Here is a 19,890-nt window from a genome sequence, read left to right as displayed (position 1 = left end):
TTATTCTCAAAATCGTAAGTTAGGCTTTTTCACGAATAACCAAAACGCCATCTTCCATATCCGCTTCCAAATGTTTAGCATCTAGATGATCCAAGTGGAAGTCCGTCACCTTATCACGAATTTGTTGTTCAACCACACGACGGAGAGGACGAACACCCATGACTTCGTCATAGCCTTCTTCTGTGATAAAGTCTTTAGCCGCTTGGCTGACTTCCAAATCAATGTCTTTCTTAGCCAAGGTTTGGTTGACTTCCGCCAACATCAAGTCCACAATCTTAGAAAGGTCTTCCTTATTCAAGTGTGAGAACTCGATAACTGCGTTAAAGCGGTTAAGGAACTCTGGACGGAAGAATGGCTTCAAACGATCCATCAACTCTGGTTTATCCGCATCTTCAGTCAAGTTAGCTTCATAGCCAAATCCAGCATTTGATGTCGCGATAATGACCGTGTTCTTGAAGTTCACTGTATTTCCTTGACCATCAGTCAGACGACCGTCATCCAAGACCTGAAGGAGAAGGGTGATTACTTGAGGATCAGCCTTTTCAATCTCATCCAAGAGAATGATAGAGTAAGGATTACGACGAACTCGTTCTGTCAAGGTATTGCTGTTGTCATCATACCCCACATAACCGGCTGTTGTACCGATCAATTTAGATACGGCTGTGCGGTCACTGTATTCAGACATGTCCAAACGTATGATAGCATCTTTAGTACCAAACATATCGAGCGCTAATTGCTTAGCAAGTTCTGTCTTACCAACCCCAGTTGGACCTACAAAGAGGAAGCTACCGATTGGGCGATTGCCTTCATCAAAACCAGCACGGTTACGACGGATAGCACGAGCTACAGCTTCAACTGCCTTGTCTTGACCGATTACCTTGTGTTCCAAGCGATGAGCCATATCTTTCAAACGTTCGATATCTGATGCTCCCATTTGTGAAACTGGGATACCTGTCATTCGTTCCACAGATTCAGCCACATCGTTGATGCTTGCAGTCACTTTCATGTCTTCTGTGTGGTTTTCGACTTTTTTCTCTAATTCTGCAATACGTGTCTTGGCATTGAGAGCTGCTTCAAAATCTTCTGCCTCAACTGCTTTTTCTTGCTTGTCTTTTTCTGCCTCAATTTCCCGTTCAACAGCATGCACATCTGTTACAGGATGTTGAGCTGCCAAGTGAGCAGCCGTTACGTCCACAAGGTCAATAGCCTTATCTGGCAAGCTACGTTGAGGAATATATTGGATAGAATAATCCACTGCTGCTTTCAAGACTTCGTCTGGCAAGATGACATTGTGGTGTTGTTGATAGAGGTCACGAATCCCTTGAAGGATTTTAAAGGTATCCTCTGCTGAAGGAGCATTGACCTTCACTTCGTTGAAACGACGAGCAAGAGCTGCATTTTTCAAGATGGTATTACGGTATTCGTCTTGAGTTGTCGCTCCAATAACGGTCAACTCACCGCGAGAGAGAGCTGGTTTGAGAATATCCGCAAGACCTTTAGAACCACTGTCTCCACCGATTGAGCCAGCGCCAAGGATTTGGTGAATTTCATCAAAGAAGAGGATAATATTCCCTGCTTCTTTTACTTCATTGACTAGATTTTGAACGTTTTCTTCAAAGCTACCACGGTATTGAGTACCAGCCTCAAGACCTGAGATATCAATAGAAATAATTTCCTTGTTTTTAATAGCAGCTGGAACATCCCCGTTCACAATGGCTTGCGCTAGGCCTTCGACAACTGCTGTCTTACCAACACCTGCATCTCCTACCAGAACAGGATTATTCTTGGTACGACGTGAGAGGATTTCAGATGTTTCTTGAATTTCCTTGTTTCGTCCGATTACAGGATCCAGCTTGCCCTCACGAGCTTCCGCTGTCAAGTTGCGACCTAGTTTAGCAAGGACACCGTCTTGTTTCATACCTGAAGCGTGTTGTTGCATTTGTGCATCAGATTCTGCATTTCCTGGCAATTGACCAGTTGCACGATAATGAGCAAATTCCTCAGGTGTCACTTCACGTCCATTAATCAAGTAGCGACGATTTTCAGAACTATATCCTCGCATACCACCCATCAATTGGTTAAATAAATCATCCATGTTGTTAAAGTTATTAAAGTTGTTGTTCATATTCTTTACCTCGTTTATTGTTCATTATTTGCGATCTCTGATATTGACTATCTTTGACCTTTGTTTTAAAAAATTTAGACTAGCTAAATCGCTACTCTACGTATAATTTCTGGTTTTTCTTTCTTAAATAAGCCTTTTATCATCTTCTTTTCAAAATCTGTTAGATTTAACATAGGCCTCACCCCTTTCTAGGGTATCTATCGTACATTTTCAAGAAATAGAATCATTGAAAATGAAGTTTTCTAAGGAATTCATTTTCCTTATGTTCCTACTATACCACATTGGTCAGTAAAAGTCAATAACTTTTTGACCAAATTTGACTATTTTTTGAAAATTTTTTTGAAGTCTTGAATAAATAATGTAAGTACACAGAAAAGCCAGTCCTATAGACTAGCTTTTCTTTCTATTTTAATTGAATCTTAGCTCAATGCGTCATCCATTGAAAGAACTTCGTGGAAGACACGTTGTGTCAATTCAGTTTTTTGTTCTGGAGTGAGGTATTTAGTGTTTACACAGTATCCAGAGATACGTACGATAACGTCTTCACCTGACATGATCTTTTCGTAAACATCGTTCAAGTCCATAACGTTCAAGTTAACGTGTTGTCCACCATTTTCGAAGTAACCATCAAGGATTGTTACCAAGTTATCAACTTGTTCGTCACGAGTCTTACCAAGAGCACGTGGAGAAACTTGAGTTGTCAATGAGATACCGTCAGCTGCGTAACCAAAGTCAAGGCTAGCAAGTGAGTTCAAGTTTTGCAACCATCCACCTTTAGCTTTGTTAGATGGGTTCGCACCTGGTGAGAAGAATTCAAGTTTAGACAAGTTCACAGAACCATCTTCGTTGAGGTATACACCTTTGTGGACTGGTGAGTTACCAGTTTGTTTAGAGTAAGCAACGTTAGATGTGATTGTCAAAAGTGATACTGTAGCTTCTGCGTCTTTGTAAAGTTTGTGGCTACGTAGACGAGTTGTGTAAGCTTCGATCAACCATTCTGCCAATTCGTTTGAACGTGGGTCATCTTCACCCCAACGTGGGTATTCACCGATTGTTTCGTAATCGTAGATGTAGCCATTTTCATCACGGATTGGTTTAACTGTAGCGTATTTAATAGCTGACAATGTATCAACAGTGTTAGCAAATCCACAGATACCGAATCCCATGTTGGCACGTTGTTTAGTTGGCAAGAAGGCCATTTGAACAGCTTCGTAGTTGTACTTGTCAGTCATGTAGTGGATGATGTTCAAAGCATCTACATAAGTGTCCGTCAACCAGTCAAGAGATTTTTCAAAGTTCTCTTTAACTGATTCAAATTCGAGAACTTCGTCACGGATAGGATCGATGTCAAATACTTTGTAGTCTTTGTGAACATCGTCGTAACCACCGTTCAAACCAGTAAGAAGGGCTTTCAAAACGTTTACACGAGCACCGAAGTACTGGATGTTGTGGCGTTGATCTTCGTTTTCTGGGTCAAGTGGTGACACACAGCATGAGATACAGCTCATTTCTCCGTATCCGTCTTTAGCCATTGTTGTTACACCTTCGTATTGGATAGAAGAGTGTTTGTGGCTCATATGCATACAGTAGCGACGGAAGTTGTATGGCAATTTGTCAGTCCAAAGAACTGTCAAGTTTGGCTCTGGAGAGTTACCGATGTTGTCAAGAGTGTTCAAGAAACGGTAGTCCATCTTAGTAACACGGTGACGACCGTCGTTACCCATACCAGCCATAGAAGTTGTGATGAAGGTTGGGTCACCTGAGTACAATTGGTCATAAGCTTTTGTACGAGCAAATTTAACTGTACGAAGTTTCATAACGAAATCATCAACGAACTCTTGGATTTCTGATTCAGTAAATGTACCGCGAGCAAGGTCACGTTCTGCAAAGATATCCAATACGATTGGCACACGTCCTAGAGATGTAGCAGCACCATTGATAACACGGCAGACAGCCATGAAGGCGATGTTAACCCATTGGATAGCTTCTTTCGTGTTCATCGCTGGTTTGCGGACATCAACTCCGTAAAGGTCACCCAAGCGAACAACTTGTTGCAATGCTTGGTATTGAAGGTTTACTTCTTCACGAAGACGGATTGTTTCTTCATCGATTTCTTTGATTGCATTCCAGTCGTTTACTTTTTCTTGCATCAAGTAGTCTGCACCGTAAAGAGCAAGACGTGCGTAAACACCGATGATACGTCCACGTGAGTAGGCATCTGGAAGACCAGTTACAGTGTGAGCGTGACGAGCGCGACGAATGTTTGAAGTGTAGGCACGGAAGATACCGTCGTTAACTGTTGTTACGTATTTAGTAAAGATTTCGTGAACAGCTGGATCTGGTTCGTATCCATTTTCTTTCAAAGTAGTTTCAGCCATACGGATACCACCTTTTGGCATGAAGTTCAATTTGAAGAGTTCATCGTTTTGGATACCGAAGATCAATTCGTTTTCTTTATCGATAAATCCTGCTGGAATATCAGCAATAGATGTTGGACGAGTGTCCATTGGGAAACGAGTTTCTTCGTAGTGTGCTTTTGTTTCTTCTACGATTTTTTTGATGTGAAGTGAACGTTCTGTTGGTCCAGCAAGGAAACTTTCATCTCCATCATAAGGTGTGTAGTTAGCTTGAACGAAGCGAGAAATACTTGCTTTTTCTTTCCAATCTACGCCTTTGAAGCCTTCCCAAGCTTTATCAAAAATATCTTGTGCTTCAACAACTGTCTTAACAACCATGTTAATGTCCTCTTTTTTCTAGTAACAGTCATCTGTTACATTCTTAAGACAAGTATACCATACAGTAACCGATTTCAACAAGAGAAACCCGGCATTTTAGACGCTTTCTTTTATAATACAGTCCCTTTTTTGTTCTTATCTGTATTATATTTTTGAAAGTCAGGTTGAACTTTCCCATTTTTTCAGAAAAAAGGGTATAATAAATAGAAAATGGCTCTAGAAAGGGATTGAAATGCTCATATTTCCATTGATAAATGATCTGTCCAGAAAAATCATCCATATCGACATGGATGCCTTTTTTGCTGCGGTGGAAATTAGAGATAATCCTAAGTTAAAGGGCAAACCTGTCATTATCGGAAGCGACCCCAGACAAACTGGTGGGCGTGGTGTCGTTTCTACCTGTAGCTATGAGGCACGAGCTTTTGGTGTTCATTCAGCCATGAGTTCTAAAGAAGCTTATGAGCGCTGTCCCCAAGCTGTCTTTATCTCTGGAAATTATGAAAAGTATAAGACTGTGGGACTTGAGATTCGAGCTATTTTTAAACGCTACACTGATTTGATTGAACCTATGAGTATCGACGAGGCATACTTAGATGTGACGGAAAATAAACTCGGTATCAGGTCAGCCGTCAAAATAGCTCGTCTCATCCAACAGGATATCTGGCAGGAACTACACCTGACTGCTTCTGCAGGCGTTTCTTATAACAAATTCTTAGCTAAAATGGCTAGTGACTATCGAAAACCGCATGGTTTAACAGTTATCCTCCCAGATCAGGCTGAGGATTTTCTCAAACAAATGGACATTGCTAAATTCCATGGTGTGGGCAAAAAAACAGTTGAACGTCTTCATGAAATGGGCATTTATACTGGTTCGGACTTATTGGATGTCTCAGAAGTCACTTTAATCGATCGGTTCGGCAGACTCGGTTTTGACCTTTATCGAAAGGCAAGAGGTATTCATAACTCACCGGTCAAACCCGACCGCATTCGTAAGTCCATTGGCAAGGAAAAAACCTACGGAAAAATCCTGCAAGTAGAAGAAGACATCAAAAAAGAGCTGACTCTTCTCTCAGAAAAGGTAGCTCACAATCTCAGTCAACAAGGCAAAGCTGGAAAAATCATTATCCTTAAAATACGATATGCTGACTTCTCTACTCTAACTAGACGAAAAAGCCTCCCACAAGCAACACAGAACGCTAGTCAGATTTCTCAAACTGCCCTTCAACTCTACGAAGAGCTAGCTGAAAACGGAAAAGGCATCCGTTTACTAGGAGTCACAGTAACAGGATTTTAAAAAGCTTGAAGGAAGATTCCCTCAAGCTTTTTCTTATACAAATAAACGCACAAAACTATAGAGCAACAAGACACTACCGAGTACGATACGGTATTTACCAAAGAGGGTAAAGTCGTGCTTCTTCACATAGCCAGTCAAGAAGCGAATAGCAACCATGCTGACCGCGAAGGCTACTCCCATAGCAACCAAAAGCAAGAACAGTTGTCCAAAACTCAAGAGTTGACCTGCTTTTATAAATTTGAAAATCTTTAAAGCACTAGCCCCAAACATAACAGGAATTCCGAGGTAGAAGGTAAACTCTGTTACGACAGAGCGACTCGTTCCATTTAACAAACCACCGACAATCGTCGCACCTGAACGGCTCGTTCCTGGGAAGAGGGCGAGGACTTGGAAGAGTCCGATATAGAGAGCTGTCTTGTAGGGAAGCTTTTCAAGTTCTGTGACTGTTGGTTCAATAGCTTGCGCCTTATTTCTTTTTTCAAGATAGATAAAGGCAACACCATAGATAATCAACATAATCGCAACTGATACCATATTATGAAAATGAGTATCAAACCAATCATCCAGCTTAAAGACTAACAATAAAGGCAAGGTCGCAACGAGGACTTTTGACCACAATTGCCAAGTTTGACGGACTTCTACCTTATTTTTACCAGGTTTGAAGGGATTGAGCTTGTTAAAGTAAATCACCATAACCGCTAAGATAGCACCGAGCTGAATGACAACATTAAACATGGACATGAAGGCTTCATTTTGGTCCTTGTATTGTACAAATTCTTCAGCCAAGATCAAGTGACCCGTACTTGAAATGGGCAACCATTCTGTAATTCCTTCAACAATCCCAAAAAAGATCGACTTCAAAATTTCAATAAGATACATGTATTACTCCTTTTTCTGTCCTCTATTATAGCATAATTTCAGATTCTGCGATAGGTTTTTTAGAAGGCACCGATGCTACCACCGCCTCCGCCTCCTGAGAATCCTCCACCTGAAGAACCACTTCCAGAAGATACGGAGTAGTTGCTAGCTGTGTTTGCAATACTAGCATAGTGGCTCATTTGAGCAGTTGAATGATAAAACATACTGTGCCAGCCATAAGCTACATAAAGATTGATATCTGGATTCTCAACTTGAATCTGATAAGATTTCATCAAATGACTCACCTTGTCCGCATAACCAAATAAAGTAGCATAGACAAGGAGGCGATTCCAAAGAACAATACTCTCTAATTCGGCCTTGTCTAGGTGAGCGATATCGCGAAGCATGTTTTCAAAACTAGTCCAGAGATAGTACACTTCTAGTCCATCTTCATTTAAAACACCATCACGAGTATCAAATCGGGTTGTCCAATAATAGACGGCAGCTAACATCAAGCCTGCAAATCCAAGGATAAGAAGTAGCAGAGAAAGATACCCGTGGGCATCCAAACTATACAAGAAGCAGCCAAAACCAACGAAAGCAGGTAAAATCGTAAAGACACCTATCGTCAATCGCAGGATTTTTTCACCATTACTCAGTGAACGATAATAATCTGGAAGTTGCAAAGAGGAAACCCGCTTTCTCACTCCATCCTGCATCTGCTTCAGAGCTTGCTCAAAAGACGACTTAAGCTTACGTCCTGTTTTCTGAATTCGTTTTTCATCAGCTGCTTTTGCACCTTGGTAAAGACTAGTTGACACTTGGTAATCTGCAAACAAATCTGAAACAAGCACTTCTTCTCTTCCTGAAAAGGCCAAATTAAGGCAATCCTTTTCAAAACTGGCTAATCCTTTTTCTTTTACGACTTTTAAACGAACCTCATCTCCATTTGAGATGATCGAAACATTTCCACGGTCAATCACATCCAACAAGGTTGCCTGAACAAGTTGGTCAAAGGTGAACTTCCCTCCTCCCTTGGTCAAGGGGCTGACTTCCTCTAAAGAAGTGGAGTAAATAGCTTCCGATAAAACCATCGGTTCTAAGTCCATTGGCGGTTCGTAGAGACGGTGATTTTTAGCATATTTCTTCGATGGGGAGGTTTTTCTTCGGTAAATGCGATAGAAAATGACACTAAAGACTAAAGAAAGCGAGAGTAGAAAAGGGATAATCCACGTAACCAGAGCTTTGCTTTGAGCTTTTTCAGCAGCAATGGACTCCTCTATTTTTTCAAATTCTGCTAAACGATTGCCCTTCAATCCCTGATCCAAATCAGTTCCAAAATCTTTTCTAGGCCAATAGGCATGCAATTCAACCCCACGCTGACGAGGTAGGTTCTGCAAATGAACACGATAATCACCACCTGTCTTCTCTACCTTGCCCTCTGTAAAGAGTTTTCCTGTATGGAAATAGAGTTTCTCTGCTGGATTTTCAGAGCTAACCTTAAACTCAATCTCTTTGATGTCTCCAGTACTATCGGTCAAGGGTTGCCAATTTAGCTCTGCGATATCCTTGTATAAGAAGAGAAGGTTTGTTAGCTTCCAGGTAACCGTTACCCGAACAGTATCTCCGGCATATCCAGCATTGTAAATTTTTACCTTGTAGCCATCCTCTTCCTCCATAGTATAGAAGGAAACATTTTGAACAATTCTTCCATTTTTAGAGACTTGAACGGTCGGATCGGGATCAATGTCAAATCCTTCTGGCATTTTCCCGGCTTTCCCTAGTCCAACTAACTGACCATTATAATCATCTCCAAAGCGGTAGGTAATTGTTTCCTTAAAAATTGCAGTATTATCTGCATGAATATTCAAATCACCCTGATAGGATAAGATATCAAAGTCTACTGCAAAAACTAGGCTCGGTATAAATAATAAACAAGCAAATACCAAAGCCACCAACCATCTTTTTTTCATAATTGATTCCCTTTCAATCTTTTCACCATTATATCATTTTTTATAAGTAAAGGCTTACTTGTATTGAAAATCTCACCATTTTTAGATACAATAGAGAGAAGTCATTTTTAGACTAGAAATAGGAGAAAACATGAAAAAATTATGCTTATCTATCCTTGCTAGCCTAGCCCTTACCTTAGGACTAGTTAGCCAAGTCCAAGCCGACGAATATTTACGCATCGGGATGGAGGCAGCTTACGCTCCCTTCAACTGGACCCAAGACGACGATAGTAATGGTGCTGTCAAAATCGACGGTACCAACCAATATGCCAACGGCTATGATGTTCAAATCGCTAAAAAGATTGCCAAAGATCTAGGTAAGGAACCTTTGGTCGTGAAAACCAAGTGGGAAGGACTTGTTCCAGCCCTTACTTCTGGCAAAATTGATATGATCATTGCAGGTATGAGCCCAACGGCTGAACGCAAACAAGAAATTGCCTTTTCAAGCAGTTACTATACTAGCGAACCGGTTCTATTAGTAAAAAAGGACTCTGCCTACGCGAATGCCAAATCTTTGGAAGATTTTAGCGGAGCAAAAATCACGTCTCAACAAGGTGTTTACCTTTATGACCTGATTTCCCAAATTCCAGGTGCCAAAAAAGAAACTGCTATGGGCGACTTCGCTCAGATGCGCCAAGCTCTGGAAGCCGGTGTCATTGATGCCTATGTTTCTGAACGACCTGAAGCACTGACCGCTGAGTCTGCCAACGCTAAGTTCAAAATGATCCAACCCCAACCCGGTTTCAAAACTGGAGAAGAAGATACAGCTATCGCCATTGGACTTCGTAAAGATGACAGTCGTATCAGCCAAATCAATGCTAGTATTGAAACCATCTCCAAAGATGAACAAGTTGCACTGATGGATCGTATGATTCAGGAGCAACCTGCCGAAGCCACAGCAACTGAAGAAAGTAGCAGTAATTTCTTCAGCCAAGTTGCTAAAATTCTTTCTGAAAACTGGCAACAGCTCTTGCGTGGTGCAGGTGTCACTCTTTTAATCTCAATCATCGGAACTATCGTAGGTCTCATTATCGGTCTTGCCATTGGTGTCTTCCGTACGGCTCCTCTCTCTGAAAACAAAGCCATTTACGGCCTACAAAAACTAGTCGGTTGGATTCTCAATGTCTATATTGAAATCTTCCGTGGTACACCGATGATTGTTCAATCCATGGTTATCTACTATGGGACTGCTCAAGCTTTCGGTATCAATCTCGACCGGACACTGGCTGCTATCTTTATCGTCTCAATCAACACGGGTGCCTACATGACAGAAATCGTTCGTGGTGGTATTCTAGCAGTTGACAAGGGACAGTTCGAAGCTGCAACTGCTCTTGGTATGACCCACAATCAAACCATGCGTAAGATTGTCCTTCCTCAGGTTGTCCGTAATATTCTACCTGCTACTGGTAATGAGTTTGTCATCAATATCAAAGATACCTCTGTATTGAACGTTATTTCAGTTGTCGAGCTTTATTTCTCAGGAAATACTGTAGCGACGCAAACCTATCAATACTTCCAGACCTTTACCATCATTGCAGTGATTTACTTTGTCCTCACCTTCACTGTGACCCGTGTCCTACGTTTTATCGAACGCTATATGGACATGGACACTTACACTACAGGTGCTAACCAAATGCAAACGGGGGATTTGAAAAAATGACACAACCAATCCTTGAAATCAAACACCTAAAAAAATCCTATGGACAAAACGAAGTGCTAAAAGACATTTCTCTCACCGTCCATAAAGGAGAGGTTATTTCTATCATCGGAAGCTCGGGAAGCGGAAAATCAACCTTCCTTCGTTCGATTAATTTACTAGAAACACCTACAGGAGGAGAGATTCTCTATCGCGGAGAAAATGTCCTGGAAAAAGGCTATAACCTCACCCATTATCGTGAAAAGCTCGGTATGGTTTTCCAATCTTTCAATCTCTTTGAAAATCTGAATGTCCTCGAAAATACCATCGTCGCCCAAACGACTGTCCTTAAACGAGAACGCTCTGAAGCTGAAAAAATTGCCAAAGAGAATCTTGAAAAAGTTGGTATGGGAGAACGTTACTGGCAAGCCAAGCCGAAGCAACTTTCAGGTGGACAAAAGCAACGTGTAGCTATCGCTCGTGCACTCTCCATGAATCCTGACGCCATTCTCTTCGACGAACCAACATCTGCCCTTGACCCCGAAATGGTCGGAGAAGTCCTCAAAATTATGCAGGACCTAGCTCAAGAAGGCTTGACCATGATTGTTGTAACCCACGAAATGGAATTTGCTCGCGATGTTTCCCATAGTGTCATCTTCATGGACAAGGGAATCATTGCAGAAGAAGGCAAACCTGAAGAACTCTTCACCACCCCTAAAGAAGAACGGACAAAAGAATTCCTTCAGCGTTATCTCAGTTAATAAATAAAGACTGCATACAGTATGCAGTCTTTTTAGTTTGTAATTGTAAAGGAAAGGCAGACTCGATTCAGAAATCTGCCTGTGACCACAGTTTAATCTTCAAATTTTTCATGATTTTTTTCATAGAAATCGATTAAACCAAGAGCTGTTTCAAATGAAATATTTTTAACTTTTGCGCGTCCTTGTGCTAGAGCAATGATAGACATTTCACGCGCATTCGTTTCTTTAGAGATACGGTAGCCTGTGATTTTCTTATCACGAACCCAGCCAACAACTGCTTCTACTTTTTCAAAGTTCGACTTAGCCATGTTCTTCTCCTAAATTATTCTTTACAATACTTAATTGTATACGTTTTTATTTCATTTGTCAATAAAAAAACATATATTCGTCGTAACTATATTATTCTGCATATTTTTATTTGGCTTTTAAAGCCGATAATATATGAGTTCTTATGTCCTCAACTCCATTAGGATTTGCTGGTAGGAAGATTGTATTATTACCCTCTTTATCTGCAAAATTATTCAACGTATCTAAATACTGGTTCGTTAATAGGATAGACATGATTTGTTCTTCAGTTAGCTCAACATTGGCTCCCTTTAACTCTTGGATAGAATCAGCTAGTCCGTCAACAATTGCTTTACGCTGCTCTGCAATCCCTACACCATGTAGGCGATCTTTTTCTGCTTCTGCTTCTGCTGCGGTCACGATTTTAATCTTATCTGCTTCAGCAAGCTCTTGCGCCGCAACTCTCTTACGTTGAGCTGCGTTAATTTCATTCATTGATTGTTTTACTTCAGCATCAGGTTCAACCTTAGTAATCAGCGTTTTGACAATGATATACCCATACGTAGACATTTCTTCCGCCACTTGTTTTTGAACTTCTAAGGCGATTTCATCCTTCTTCTCAAACAACTCATCTAGGGTTAGCTTTGGTACAGATGAACGCAAAGCATCTTCAATATAGGATTTAATCTGGGCTTCTGGACGCATCAATTTATAATAAGCATCTGTGACATTGTTTTCATTTACTCGATACTGAGTTGCCACATTCATCGTTACAAATACATTATCTTGCGTCTTTGTCTCTACAACAATCTCACTTTGCAACAAGCGTAGTTGAACTCTTGCCGCAATCCTATCAATCCCAAAAGGAGCTCGTAAATGAATACCGCTATTGCTCAACTTTTGGTATTTACCAAAGCGTTCTATGATAGCGACAGATTGTTGTCGAACCACATAGACAGAACTAACCATGATCACTGATGCAATCACCACTAAAAACAATAAAACAAGTAAAATTTGTAAAAACATGGGAATCTCCCCCTTTCGTCACCCTCATTATAGCACCATCATTACCATTACGCAAATAATATGATAATAATTTTATTTTAGCTTAAACTAACATATTATACAACGTTTCGTTCCCATTCAAATTAATATAAGATGGGTCAAACTTTTCCATTCGATGAATCAATCCAGCATAATCATGCTTATTGGCAAGGGCTACCCCAATCAAGACAGGGCCTGTCCCCTTGCTTGCTCGTTTGATATATTCAAAACGAGTGATGTCATCATTTGGCCCCAAAATGTCATTTACAAACTCTCGTAGAGCTCCAGGACGTTGTGGGAAATTCACTACAAAGTAATGCTTGATTCCATCGTAAATCAAGGCACGTTCTTCCATCTCTGGCATGCGGTTGATATCGTTATTTCCTCCAGAAATGATACAACAAATCGTCTTGCCTTTGATATAGTCTGATAAAACTTCTAAGGCTGCAACGCTGGCAGCTCCGGCTGGTTCCGCTACAATACCTTGTTTGGAATAAAGATCAATCAAGGTTTCAGAAATCAATCCCTCGTCCACCCCAATCAGCGTTTCAACATTCTTACGGGTCGCTTCATAAGTTAATTGTCCAACCTTCTGTACGGCTATCCCATCAGCGAACTTATCAATTTCTTTGAGCTTAACTGGTCCCCCAGCTTCAAAGGCAGCTTTCATAGAGCGAGCACCATTAGCTTCTACCCCGATCACTTCAATAGTCGGGTTGGTTTCCTTAATATAAGTAGAAACACCGGCAATCAATCCGCCACCACCTACTGGTACAAGTACTGTATCAAAATCAATAGACTCTTTACGGGCTTCTTCAAGAATTTCATAGGCTACAGTCCCTTGACCAGCCTGAACATGCGCATCATCAAAAGGATCGATGAAGGTGCGGTTTTCTGTTAATGTAAATTCTTGTGCTGCCTTAGCAGAAGCATCAAAGGTATCCCCAACCAACTTGATTGTCACGAACTCTCCACCGAAAAAGCGAACCTGCCCAATCTTTTGTTGCGGTGTTGTAATAGGCATAAAGATCGTTGCAGGAATCTTCATCTCATTACAAGTATAGGCGACACCTTGGGCATGATTTCCCGCAGAGGCACAGACTACACCACGCTCGCGTTCTTCTTTTGATAGTTGAGAAATGGCATAATAGGCTCCACGAATTTTAAAAGAGCGAACTCGTTGCGCATTCTCCTTTTTGAGATAAATCTTTGCTTGGTATTTTTCTGATAAATAATGATCATATTCTAGTGGTGTATCAACTACTACACCACTCAAAACTTTGTGGGCTTTCACCACATCTTTTGCACTTAGCATTGTCTCCTCCTCAAATACTGTTCAAGATAAAAAACGAGTTAGGTACCCCCAACTCGCCTTCTGTCTTTCTTTACAAGAATTAATTGTAGATTTTGAATGCGTCGTCGTCGTTTTTACCAACGAAAGGCATTGCTTTACGCAATTCTGCACCAACTTTTTCAATTTCAAGGTTAGCTGCTTGTTCACGGTAAGCAGTTAATTTTGGACGACCAGCCTTGTAGTCATTTACAAAGTCATTTGCAAATTTACCATTTTGGATATCTGCCAAAACAGCTTTCATGTTTTCTTTAACTTGCTCAGTAATCACACGTGGACCTGATACATAGTCACCGTATTCAGCAGTGTTTGAAATAGATTGACGCATTTTCTTGAATCCACCTTCATAGATCAAGTCAACGATCAATTTCATTTCATGAAGAACTTCAAAGTAAGCCAATTCTGGGGCATAGCCTGCTTCTGTCAAAACTTCAAAACCTGCTTCGATAAGGGCAGTCAAACCACCACAAAGTACAGCTTGTTCACCAAAGAGATCTTCTTCAGTTTCTTCTTTGTAAGTTGTTTCAAGCAAACCAACACGAGCTGCCCCAACACCTTTACACCAGTCCATAGCAATGTTTTTCGCATTTCCTGTTGCATCTTGGTAAACTGCGTAAAGAGCTGGCACACCAAATCCTTCTTCGTAAGTACGACGTACCAAGTGTCCTGGTCCTTTAGGAGCACACATGAAGACATCTACATCTGCAGGAACTTTGATAAATTCAAAGTGGATATTGAAACCATGAGCAAATCCAACTGCATTTCCAGCTTCCAAGTTTGGAGCGATTTCTGCTTCGTACAATTCTTGTTGGATCTCGTCTGGTGCCAAGATCATGATAACGTCAGCCAATTTAGTTGCTTCTGCTACTGTGTAAGTGTCAAATCCATCTTCTTTTGCTTTGTCAAAAGATTTACCTGGACGCACACCGATGATGACATCACGACCTGAATCACGCAAGTTTTGCGCATGCGCATGTCCTTGTGAACCATAACCGATTACGGCGATTTTTTTACCGTCAAGCGCTGCTACTTTAACATCTTTTTCGTATTCCATTTGAACTGCCATAGTTTTTCTCTCTTTTCTATTTTTTATTGCCTTATAGGCTGGTTTAACAAACTTATGCTGGATTTTATACTCAATGAAAATCAAAGAGTATTAGTCGCGGGTAAATCCAGTTGCACCCGTACGAGCGATATTTTTAATACCGTATGGTCGAATCACCCGCAATAAAGCTTCACTCTTCTCAGCATTTCCCGTCATCTGGATGGTGATTGAGCTTGGAGCCACATCTACTACCGTTGCACGGAAAGGTTGGATAATGGCCAAGATTTCTGCACGCTTCTCAGCAGGAGCAGATACCTTCACCAAGATAACTTCTCTTTCCAAGTGTGGTTTATCTGTGATATCACGAATGCGAATCACATCAATCTGACGATTGAGCTGCTTAATGATTTGCTCTACTTCATCATGAGATGCTACATCAATAATGATGGTGATGCGAGATACATTGGGGTTCTCTGTCGCACCAACTGAGATACTCTCAATATTGACTTGACGACGAGAAAGGACACCTGTAAAACGATTCAAAACTCCTGAACGGTTTTGCAATCTAGCTGTTAACATTCTACGCATGGAACTTCACCCCCAACATCTCATGATTGCTCTTACCAGCTGGTACCATCGGTAAGACCTGTTCCTTACGAGAAATATCCACCTCGATAAACATGGGCACATCCTCCAGAATGACTTCTAGATCCTTCTCTATCGTCTCTGGATTATCAAATTTATAGTTTTTGATGCCGTAAGCCTGTGCCATCAACTGGAAGTCAGGAAGGGTATCAAAGACTGACTCGGAAGTTCTACCCTCATAGAAGGATTCCTGCCACTGACGAACCATTCCTAGTGAGTGGTTATTCAACATGACAACCTTAATCGGCACCTTGTAGATGTTTAGGATAGCTAGTTCTTGGTTGGTCATTTGGAAGCCACCATCACCAACAAAAAGGATAACCTCTTTTTCTGGATTGGCAATCTTGGCTCCAATAGCTGCAGGAACTCCGAAGCCCATGGTACCCAAACCACCTGAAGTGACTAACTGACGCTCATTTTGGTAAGGATAATACTGAGCTGTCCACATTTGGTGTTGCCCTACGTCTGTGACAACAATGGCATCTCCATTCGTCAACTCACCGATGCGTTCAATAACGGCCTGAGGTTGAACCACACGTTCTTTCTTATCATAAGAACGAACTCGATTCTTGTCCTTGGTGACTTTTTCAATCCACTTTTCAGTATTGTTATGAACAGTTGGTTCTGCCAGTAGCATCTGCAAGGCTTTCTTAGCATCCCCCACTACAGGAATATCTGCACTGATAATCTTACCAATCTCAGCTGGGTCAATGTCGATATGGGCAACCTTAGCATTCTTCGCGAAGGTCTTAGGGTTCCCAGTCAAGCGGTCATCGAAACGGCAACCAATACTAATCATAAAGTCCGCTTCCGTCATTGCAATGTTGGCTGCGAAAGAACCGTGCATGCCTCCCATCCCTAGGAAGAGCGGATGACTCGTTGCAATGGTTCCTTGCCCCAAAAGACTAGTGACTACTGGAATTTGGTAACGTTCAGCAAATTCATTGAGCTCCTTAGAAGCTTCTGCATAGCTGATACCGCCCCCTGCTAACAAAACAGGTTTCTTGGCTTTTGACAATTGCTTCAAGATTTTCTTGATTTGCATGTCATTTGGATCAAGTGTCGGTTGGTAACTTGGTAAATTCACCTCCGGCGAATAGATGAAATCTGTCTCTAGGGCTGATACATCCTTGGGCAAGTCAATCACAACTGGACCTGGACGACCTGTCGTTGCGATATGGACAGCTTCCGTAATGATACGAGGAATATCTGCTGTCTCACGAACTTGGTAATTGTACTTGGTAATGGGCATGGTAATCCCCACGATGTCTGCTTCCTGAAAGGCATCTTTCCCAATCCCAGCTCGCGCAACCTGACCTGTAAAGACCAAAAGGGGAACGCTATCGCTCATGGCATCTGCAATCCCTGTAATGGCATTTGTTGCTCCCGGCCCACTCGTGACGACGGCAACGCCCAACTTTCCAGTTGATTTGGCATATCCTTCAGCTTCGTGCAAACAACCTTGCTCATGGCGTCCTAAGATGTGGCGAATACCTTTAAAATTGTATATCGCATCATACAAAGGTAAGACTGCACCACCAGGATAACCAAAAATGGTATCAATCCCTAAGTCCCGAAGTGTTTCCAAAACTAGGTCCGACCCCGTCTTAGGAGATTCTAAACTGATTTTCTCCATTGTTCCCCTTTCTCTTCTCTTAAAAAAATAGCTTGTTACTATCATACCATTTTTTCAAAAATTTTCAAGGCAAAAGAGTCAATTTTCTGAATTTTCTATCTAAAAGTGTATTTATGAATCTTTCCCTCATTTTTATTAACTTTTCTACGGAATTAGGAACCTTCATATACTTTAATTTATCAAATTAGAATATTTTCTTTCTAGATAGAAGTAGTAAGCCTCTCACTTAGCGACCAAATTCGTATACTATATTCAGTAAAAATGAATAGTTAAAGACAAAAAAGGAAGCCACTAAGTGACTTCCTTCTAGAGTGAGGACTGATTAGTCTTCACCTTTGTTTTTCTTAATGATTTCTTCTTGTACTGACTTAGGTACATCTTCGTAGTGGTCAAATACCATCATGAAGGTACCACGTCCTTGAGATGCAGAACGAAGAACTGTTGCGTAACCGAACATTTCAGCAAGTGGAACGTAAGCACGAACGATTTGGCTATTACCGTGTGCTTCCATACCATCTACACGTCCACGACGAGCAGTTACGTGACCCATAACATCACCAAGGTTTTCTTCTGGAACAGTGATTGTTACAAGCATCATTGGTTCAAGGATAGCTGGTTGTGCTGATTTAGCAGCTTCTTTAAGGGCAAGTGAAGCTGCGATCTTGAAGGCAGTTTCAGATGAGTCGACATCGTGGTATGAACCATCGTAAAGCTTCGCTTTAACGTCAACCATTGGGTAACCTGCAAGAACACCGTTAGCCATAGATTCTACCAAACCTTTTTCAACCGCTGGGATAAATTCACGAGGAACCACACCACCGACGATTGCGTTTTCGAATTCGAATCCTTTACCTTCTTCGTTTGGACTAAACTCAATCCATACATCACCAAATTGACCTTTACCACCAGACTGACGTTTGAAGAATCCACGTGCTTGAGTAGAAGCGCGGAATGTTTCACGGTAAGATACTTGAGGAGCACCTACGTTCGCTTCAACTTTAAACTCACGACGCATACGGTCAACAAGGACGTCAAGGTGAAGTTCACCCATACCTGAGATAACTGTTTCACCAGTTTCAACGTTTGTCTCAACGCGGAATGTTGGATCTTCTTCAGCCAATTTTTGAAGGGCGATACCCATCTTATCTTGGTCAGCTTTAGATTTTGGCTCAACCATCAACTGGATAACTGGTTCTGGAACGTGGATTGACTCAAGGATGATTTTAGCTTTTTCATCTGTCAATGAATCACCAGTAGTTGTATCCTTCAAACCAATAGCAGCTGCAATATCACCAGCATAAACAGTTTCGATTTCTTGACGACTATTGGCATGCAATTGCACAAGACGTCCGATACGTTCACGTTTACCTTTAGAAGTGTTCATTACGTAAGAACCTGATTGAAGAACACCTGAGTATACACGGAAGAATGTCAAACGACCTACAAATGGGTCTGTTGCAATCTTGAAGGCAAGAGCTGCGAATGGCTCTTCGTCAGATGCTGGACGAGTTTCTTCTTCGTCTGTATCTGGGTTGATACCTTTGATTGCTGGGATGTCAAGTGGGCTTGGAAGGTAGTCGATAACCGCATCAAGCATCAATTGAACACCCTTATTCTTGAAGGCAGAACCACACAATACTGGGAAGAATTCAACGTTGATAGTTGCTTTACGGATAGCAACTTTCAATTCTTCGTTAGTGATTTCTTCACCTTCAAGGTATTTCATCATCAAGTCTTCATCAGTTTCAGCAACTGCTTCAACCAATTTTTCACGGTATTCTTGAGCTTGGTCAAGGTATTCAGCTGGAATATCTTCTTCAAGGATATCTGTACCAAGGTCGTTAGTATAGATTTCAGCTTTCATCTTGATCAAGTCGATGATACCGCGGAAGTCATCTTCAGCACCGATTGGCAATTGGATTGGGTGGGCGTTTGCTTGAAGACGGTCGTGAAGTGTGCTTACTGAGTAAAGGAAGTCAGCACCGATTTTGTCCATTTTGTTAGCAAATACGATACGTGGAACTCCGTACTCAGTTGCTTGACGCCAAACTGTTTCAGTTTGAGGCTCAACACCTGATTGTGAGTCAAGAACAGTAACCGCACCGTCCAATACACGAAGAGAACGTTGTACTTCGATTGTAAAGTCCACGTGTCCTGGTGTGTCGATGATGTTTACGCGGTGGTTGTTCCATTGAGCTGTTGTCGCAGCAGATGTGATAGTGATACCACGTTCTTGCTCTTGCTCCATCCAGTCCATTTGTGACGCACCTTCGTGAGTTTCACCGATTTTGTGGATTTTACCAGTGTAGTAAAGAATACGCTCAGTAGTTGTTGTTTTACCGGCATCGACGTGAGCCATGATACCGATATTACGAGTTTTTTCAAGTGAAAATTCGCGTGCCATGAGGTTTGTTTCTCCTATTTATTTTTAATTTCTATTCTATTATAACACGATTTTAATAA

General features: G+C 41.4%; 14 protein-coding genes. 3 read left to right on the top strand and 11 right to left on the bottom strand.

Annotated features, from left to right (window positions below; all coding sequences use genetic code 11):
• Window positions 1-19: 19 nt before the first annotated feature.
• Both MK396_RS02080 and pflB read right to left on the bottom strand, forming a co-directional pair.
• Entirely contained in the window at window positions 20-2,125 is a 2,106-nt protein-coding gene (locus tag MK396_RS02080; protein ID WP_061421405.1) for an ATP-dependent Clp protease ATP-binding subunit, read from the bottom strand.
• Window positions 2,126-2,544: 419 nt separating this feature from the next.
• Window positions 2,545-4,860: a formate C-acetyltransferase gene (gene pflB / locus MK396_RS02075; RefSeq protein WP_198459201.1), complete on the bottom strand. Its 2,316-nt coding sequence runs from the start codon at window positions 4,858-4,860 to the stop codon at window positions 2,545-2,547.
• Window positions 4,861-5,092: 232 nt separating this feature from the next.
• Between pflB and dinB the strand changes: the two genes are divergently transcribed.
• Window positions 5,093-6,154, top strand: a complete 1,062-nt coding sequence (gene dinB / locus MK396_RS02070; RefSeq protein WP_268723506.1) for a DNA polymerase IV — start codon at window positions 5,093-5,095, stop codon at window positions 6,152-6,154.
• Between the two features lie 33 nt (window positions 6,155-6,187).
• On the opposite strand, the gene MK396_RS02065 is transcribed toward dinB, so the two are convergent.
• Window positions 6,188-7,033: an undecaprenyl-diphosphate phosphatase gene (locus MK396_RS02065; protein ID WP_268723505.1), complete on the bottom strand. Its 846-nt coding sequence runs from the start codon at window positions 7,031-7,033 to the stop codon at window positions 6,188-6,190.
• A 59-nt stretch (window positions 7,034-7,092) separates the two neighbouring features.
• Window positions 7,093-8,985, bottom strand: coding sequence for a DUF2207 domain-containing protein (locus MK396_RS02060; protein WP_268723504.1), 1,893 nt, complete (start codon window positions 8,983-8,985; stop codon window positions 7,093-7,095).
• A 130-nt stretch (window positions 8,986-9,115) separates the two neighbouring features.
• Here MK396_RS02060 and MK396_RS02055 point away from each other — a divergent pair, with 130 nt between their 5' ends.
• Together MK396_RS02055 and MK396_RS02050 are read left to right on the top strand one after the other, a co-directional pair.
• The gene (locus MK396_RS02055) at window positions 9,116-10,684 is read left to right on the top strand and encodes an ABC transporter substrate-binding protein/permease (RefSeq protein WP_268723503.1); all 1,569 of its coding nucleotides are present in this window, start codon (window positions 9,116-9,118) and stop codon (window positions 10,682-10,684) included.
• Window positions 10,681-11,421: an amino acid ABC transporter ATP-binding protein gene (locus tag MK396_RS02050; RefSeq protein WP_268723502.1), complete on the top strand. Its 741-nt coding sequence runs from the start codon at window positions 10,681-10,683 to the stop codon at window positions 11,419-11,421. Before MK396_RS02055 ends, MK396_RS02050 begins: the two co-directional genes overlap by 4 nt.
• A 92-nt stretch (window positions 11,422-11,513) precedes the next feature.
• Here the strand turns inward: MK396_RS02050 and MK396_RS02045 are convergent, their stop codons facing one another.
• The 7 genes from MK396_RS02045 to fusA all read right to left on the bottom strand — a co-directional run bounded on the left by MK396_RS02045 (window position 11,514) and on the right by fusA (window position 19,831).
• A complete protein-coding gene (locus MK396_RS02045) occupies window positions 11,514-11,729 on the bottom strand; it encodes a hypothetical protein (RefSeq protein ID WP_001130031.1) in 216 nt (71 codons plus the stop codon).
• 106 nt (window positions 11,730-11,835) lie between these two features.
• A complete protein-coding gene (locus MK396_RS02040; protein WP_000479681.1) occupies window positions 11,836-12,732 on the bottom strand; it encodes an SPFH domain-containing protein in 897 nt (298 codons plus the stop codon).
• 82 nt (window positions 12,733-12,814) lie between these two features.
• Window positions 12,815-14,065, bottom strand: coding sequence for a threonine ammonia-lyase IlvA (gene ilvA, locus MK396_RS02035; RefSeq protein ID WP_000947300.1), 1,251 nt, complete (start codon window positions 14,063-14,065; stop codon window positions 12,815-12,817).
• A gap of 79 nt (window positions 14,066-14,144) precedes the next feature.
• Window positions 14,145-15,167 carry a ketol-acid reductoisomerase gene (gene ilvC / locus MK396_RS02030; RefSeq protein WP_000290683.1) on the bottom strand — a complete coding sequence of 341 codons (1,023 nt, stop codon included), beginning with the start codon at window positions 15,165-15,167 and terminating at the stop codon, window positions 14,145-14,147.
• 90 nt (window positions 15,168-15,257) lie between these two features.
• Window positions 15,258-15,734 carry an acetolactate synthase small subunit gene (gene ilvN, locus MK396_RS02025; protein ID WP_001253813.1) on the bottom strand — a complete coding sequence of 159 codons (477 nt, stop codon included), beginning with the start codon at window positions 15,732-15,734 and terminating at the stop codon, window positions 15,258-15,260.
• Entirely contained in the window at window positions 15,727-17,427 is a 1,701-nt protein-coding gene (locus MK396_RS02020; protein ID WP_000411743.1) for an acetolactate synthase large subunit, read from the bottom strand. Before MK396_RS02020 ends, ilvN begins: the two co-directional genes overlap by 8 nt.
• 322 nt (window positions 17,428-17,749) lie before the next feature.
• Window positions 17,750-19,831, bottom strand: a complete 2,082-nt coding sequence (fusA, locus tag MK396_RS02015; RefSeq protein ID WP_000090340.1) for an elongation factor G — start codon at window positions 19,829-19,831, stop codon at window positions 17,750-17,752.
• Window positions 19,832-19,890 lie beyond the last annotated feature (59 nt).

The sequence above is a fragment of the Streptococcus oralis genome (assembly GCF_026782235.1).
Taxonomy (GTDB): domain Bacteria; phylum Bacillota; class Bacilli; order Lactobacillales; family Streptococcaceae; genus Streptococcus; species Streptococcus oralis_CC.
The sequence above is the reverse complement of the archived record's forward strand: the minus strand, read 5'-3'. Positions and strand labels throughout refer to the sequence as shown.

Coding starts and splice junctions, on each gene's coding strand:
- MK396_RS02055 (WP_268723503.1), top strand. CDS start 9,116: ATGAAAAAATTATGCTTATCTATCCTTGCTAGCCTAGCCCTTACCTTA.
- MK396_RS02080 (WP_061421405.1), bottom strand. CDS start 2,125: ATGAACAACAACTTTAATAACTTTAACAACATGGATGATTTATTTAAC.
- ilvN (WP_001253813.1), bottom strand. CDS start 15,734: ATGCGTAGAATGTTAACAGCTAGATTGCAAAACCGTTCAGGAGTTTTG.
- dinB (WP_268723506.1), top strand. CDS start 5,093: ATGCTCATATTTCCATTGATAAATGATCTGTCCAGAAAAATCATCCAT.
- MK396_RS02020 (WP_000411743.1), bottom strand. CDS start 17,427: ATGGAGAAAATCAGTTTAGAATCTCCTAAGACGGGGTCGGACCTAGTT.
- MK396_RS02040 (WP_000479681.1), bottom strand. CDS start 12,732: ATGTTTTTACAAATTTTACTTGTTTTATTGTTTTTAGTGGTGATTGCA.
- ilvC (WP_000290683.1), bottom strand. CDS start 15,167: ATGGCAGTTCAAATGGAATACGAAAAAGATGTTAAAGTAGCAGCGCTT.
- MK396_RS02065 (WP_268723505.1), bottom strand. CDS start 7,033: ATGTATCTTATTGAAATTTTGAAGTCGATCTTTTTTGGGATTGTTGAA.
- MK396_RS02045 (WP_001130031.1), bottom strand. CDS start 11,729: ATGGCTAAGTCGAACTTTGAAAAAGTAGAAGCAGTTGTTGGCTGGGTT.
- ilvA (WP_000947300.1), bottom strand. CDS start 14,065: ATGCTAAGTGCAAAAGATGTGGTGAAAGCCCACAAAGTTTTGAGTGGT.
- MK396_RS02050 (WP_268723502.1), top strand. CDS start 10,681: ATGACACAACCAATCCTTGAAATCAAACACCTAAAAAAATCCTATGGA.
- fusA (WP_000090340.1), bottom strand. CDS start 19,831: ATGGCACGCGAATTTTCACTTGAAAAAACTCGTAATATCGGTATCATG.
- pflB (WP_198459201.1), bottom strand. CDS start 4,860: ATGGTTGTTAAGACAGTTGTTGAAGCACAAGATATTTTTGATAAAGCT.
- MK396_RS02060 (WP_268723504.1), bottom strand. CDS start 8,985: ATGAAAAAAAGATGGTTGGTGGCTTTGGTATTTGCTTGTTTATTATTT.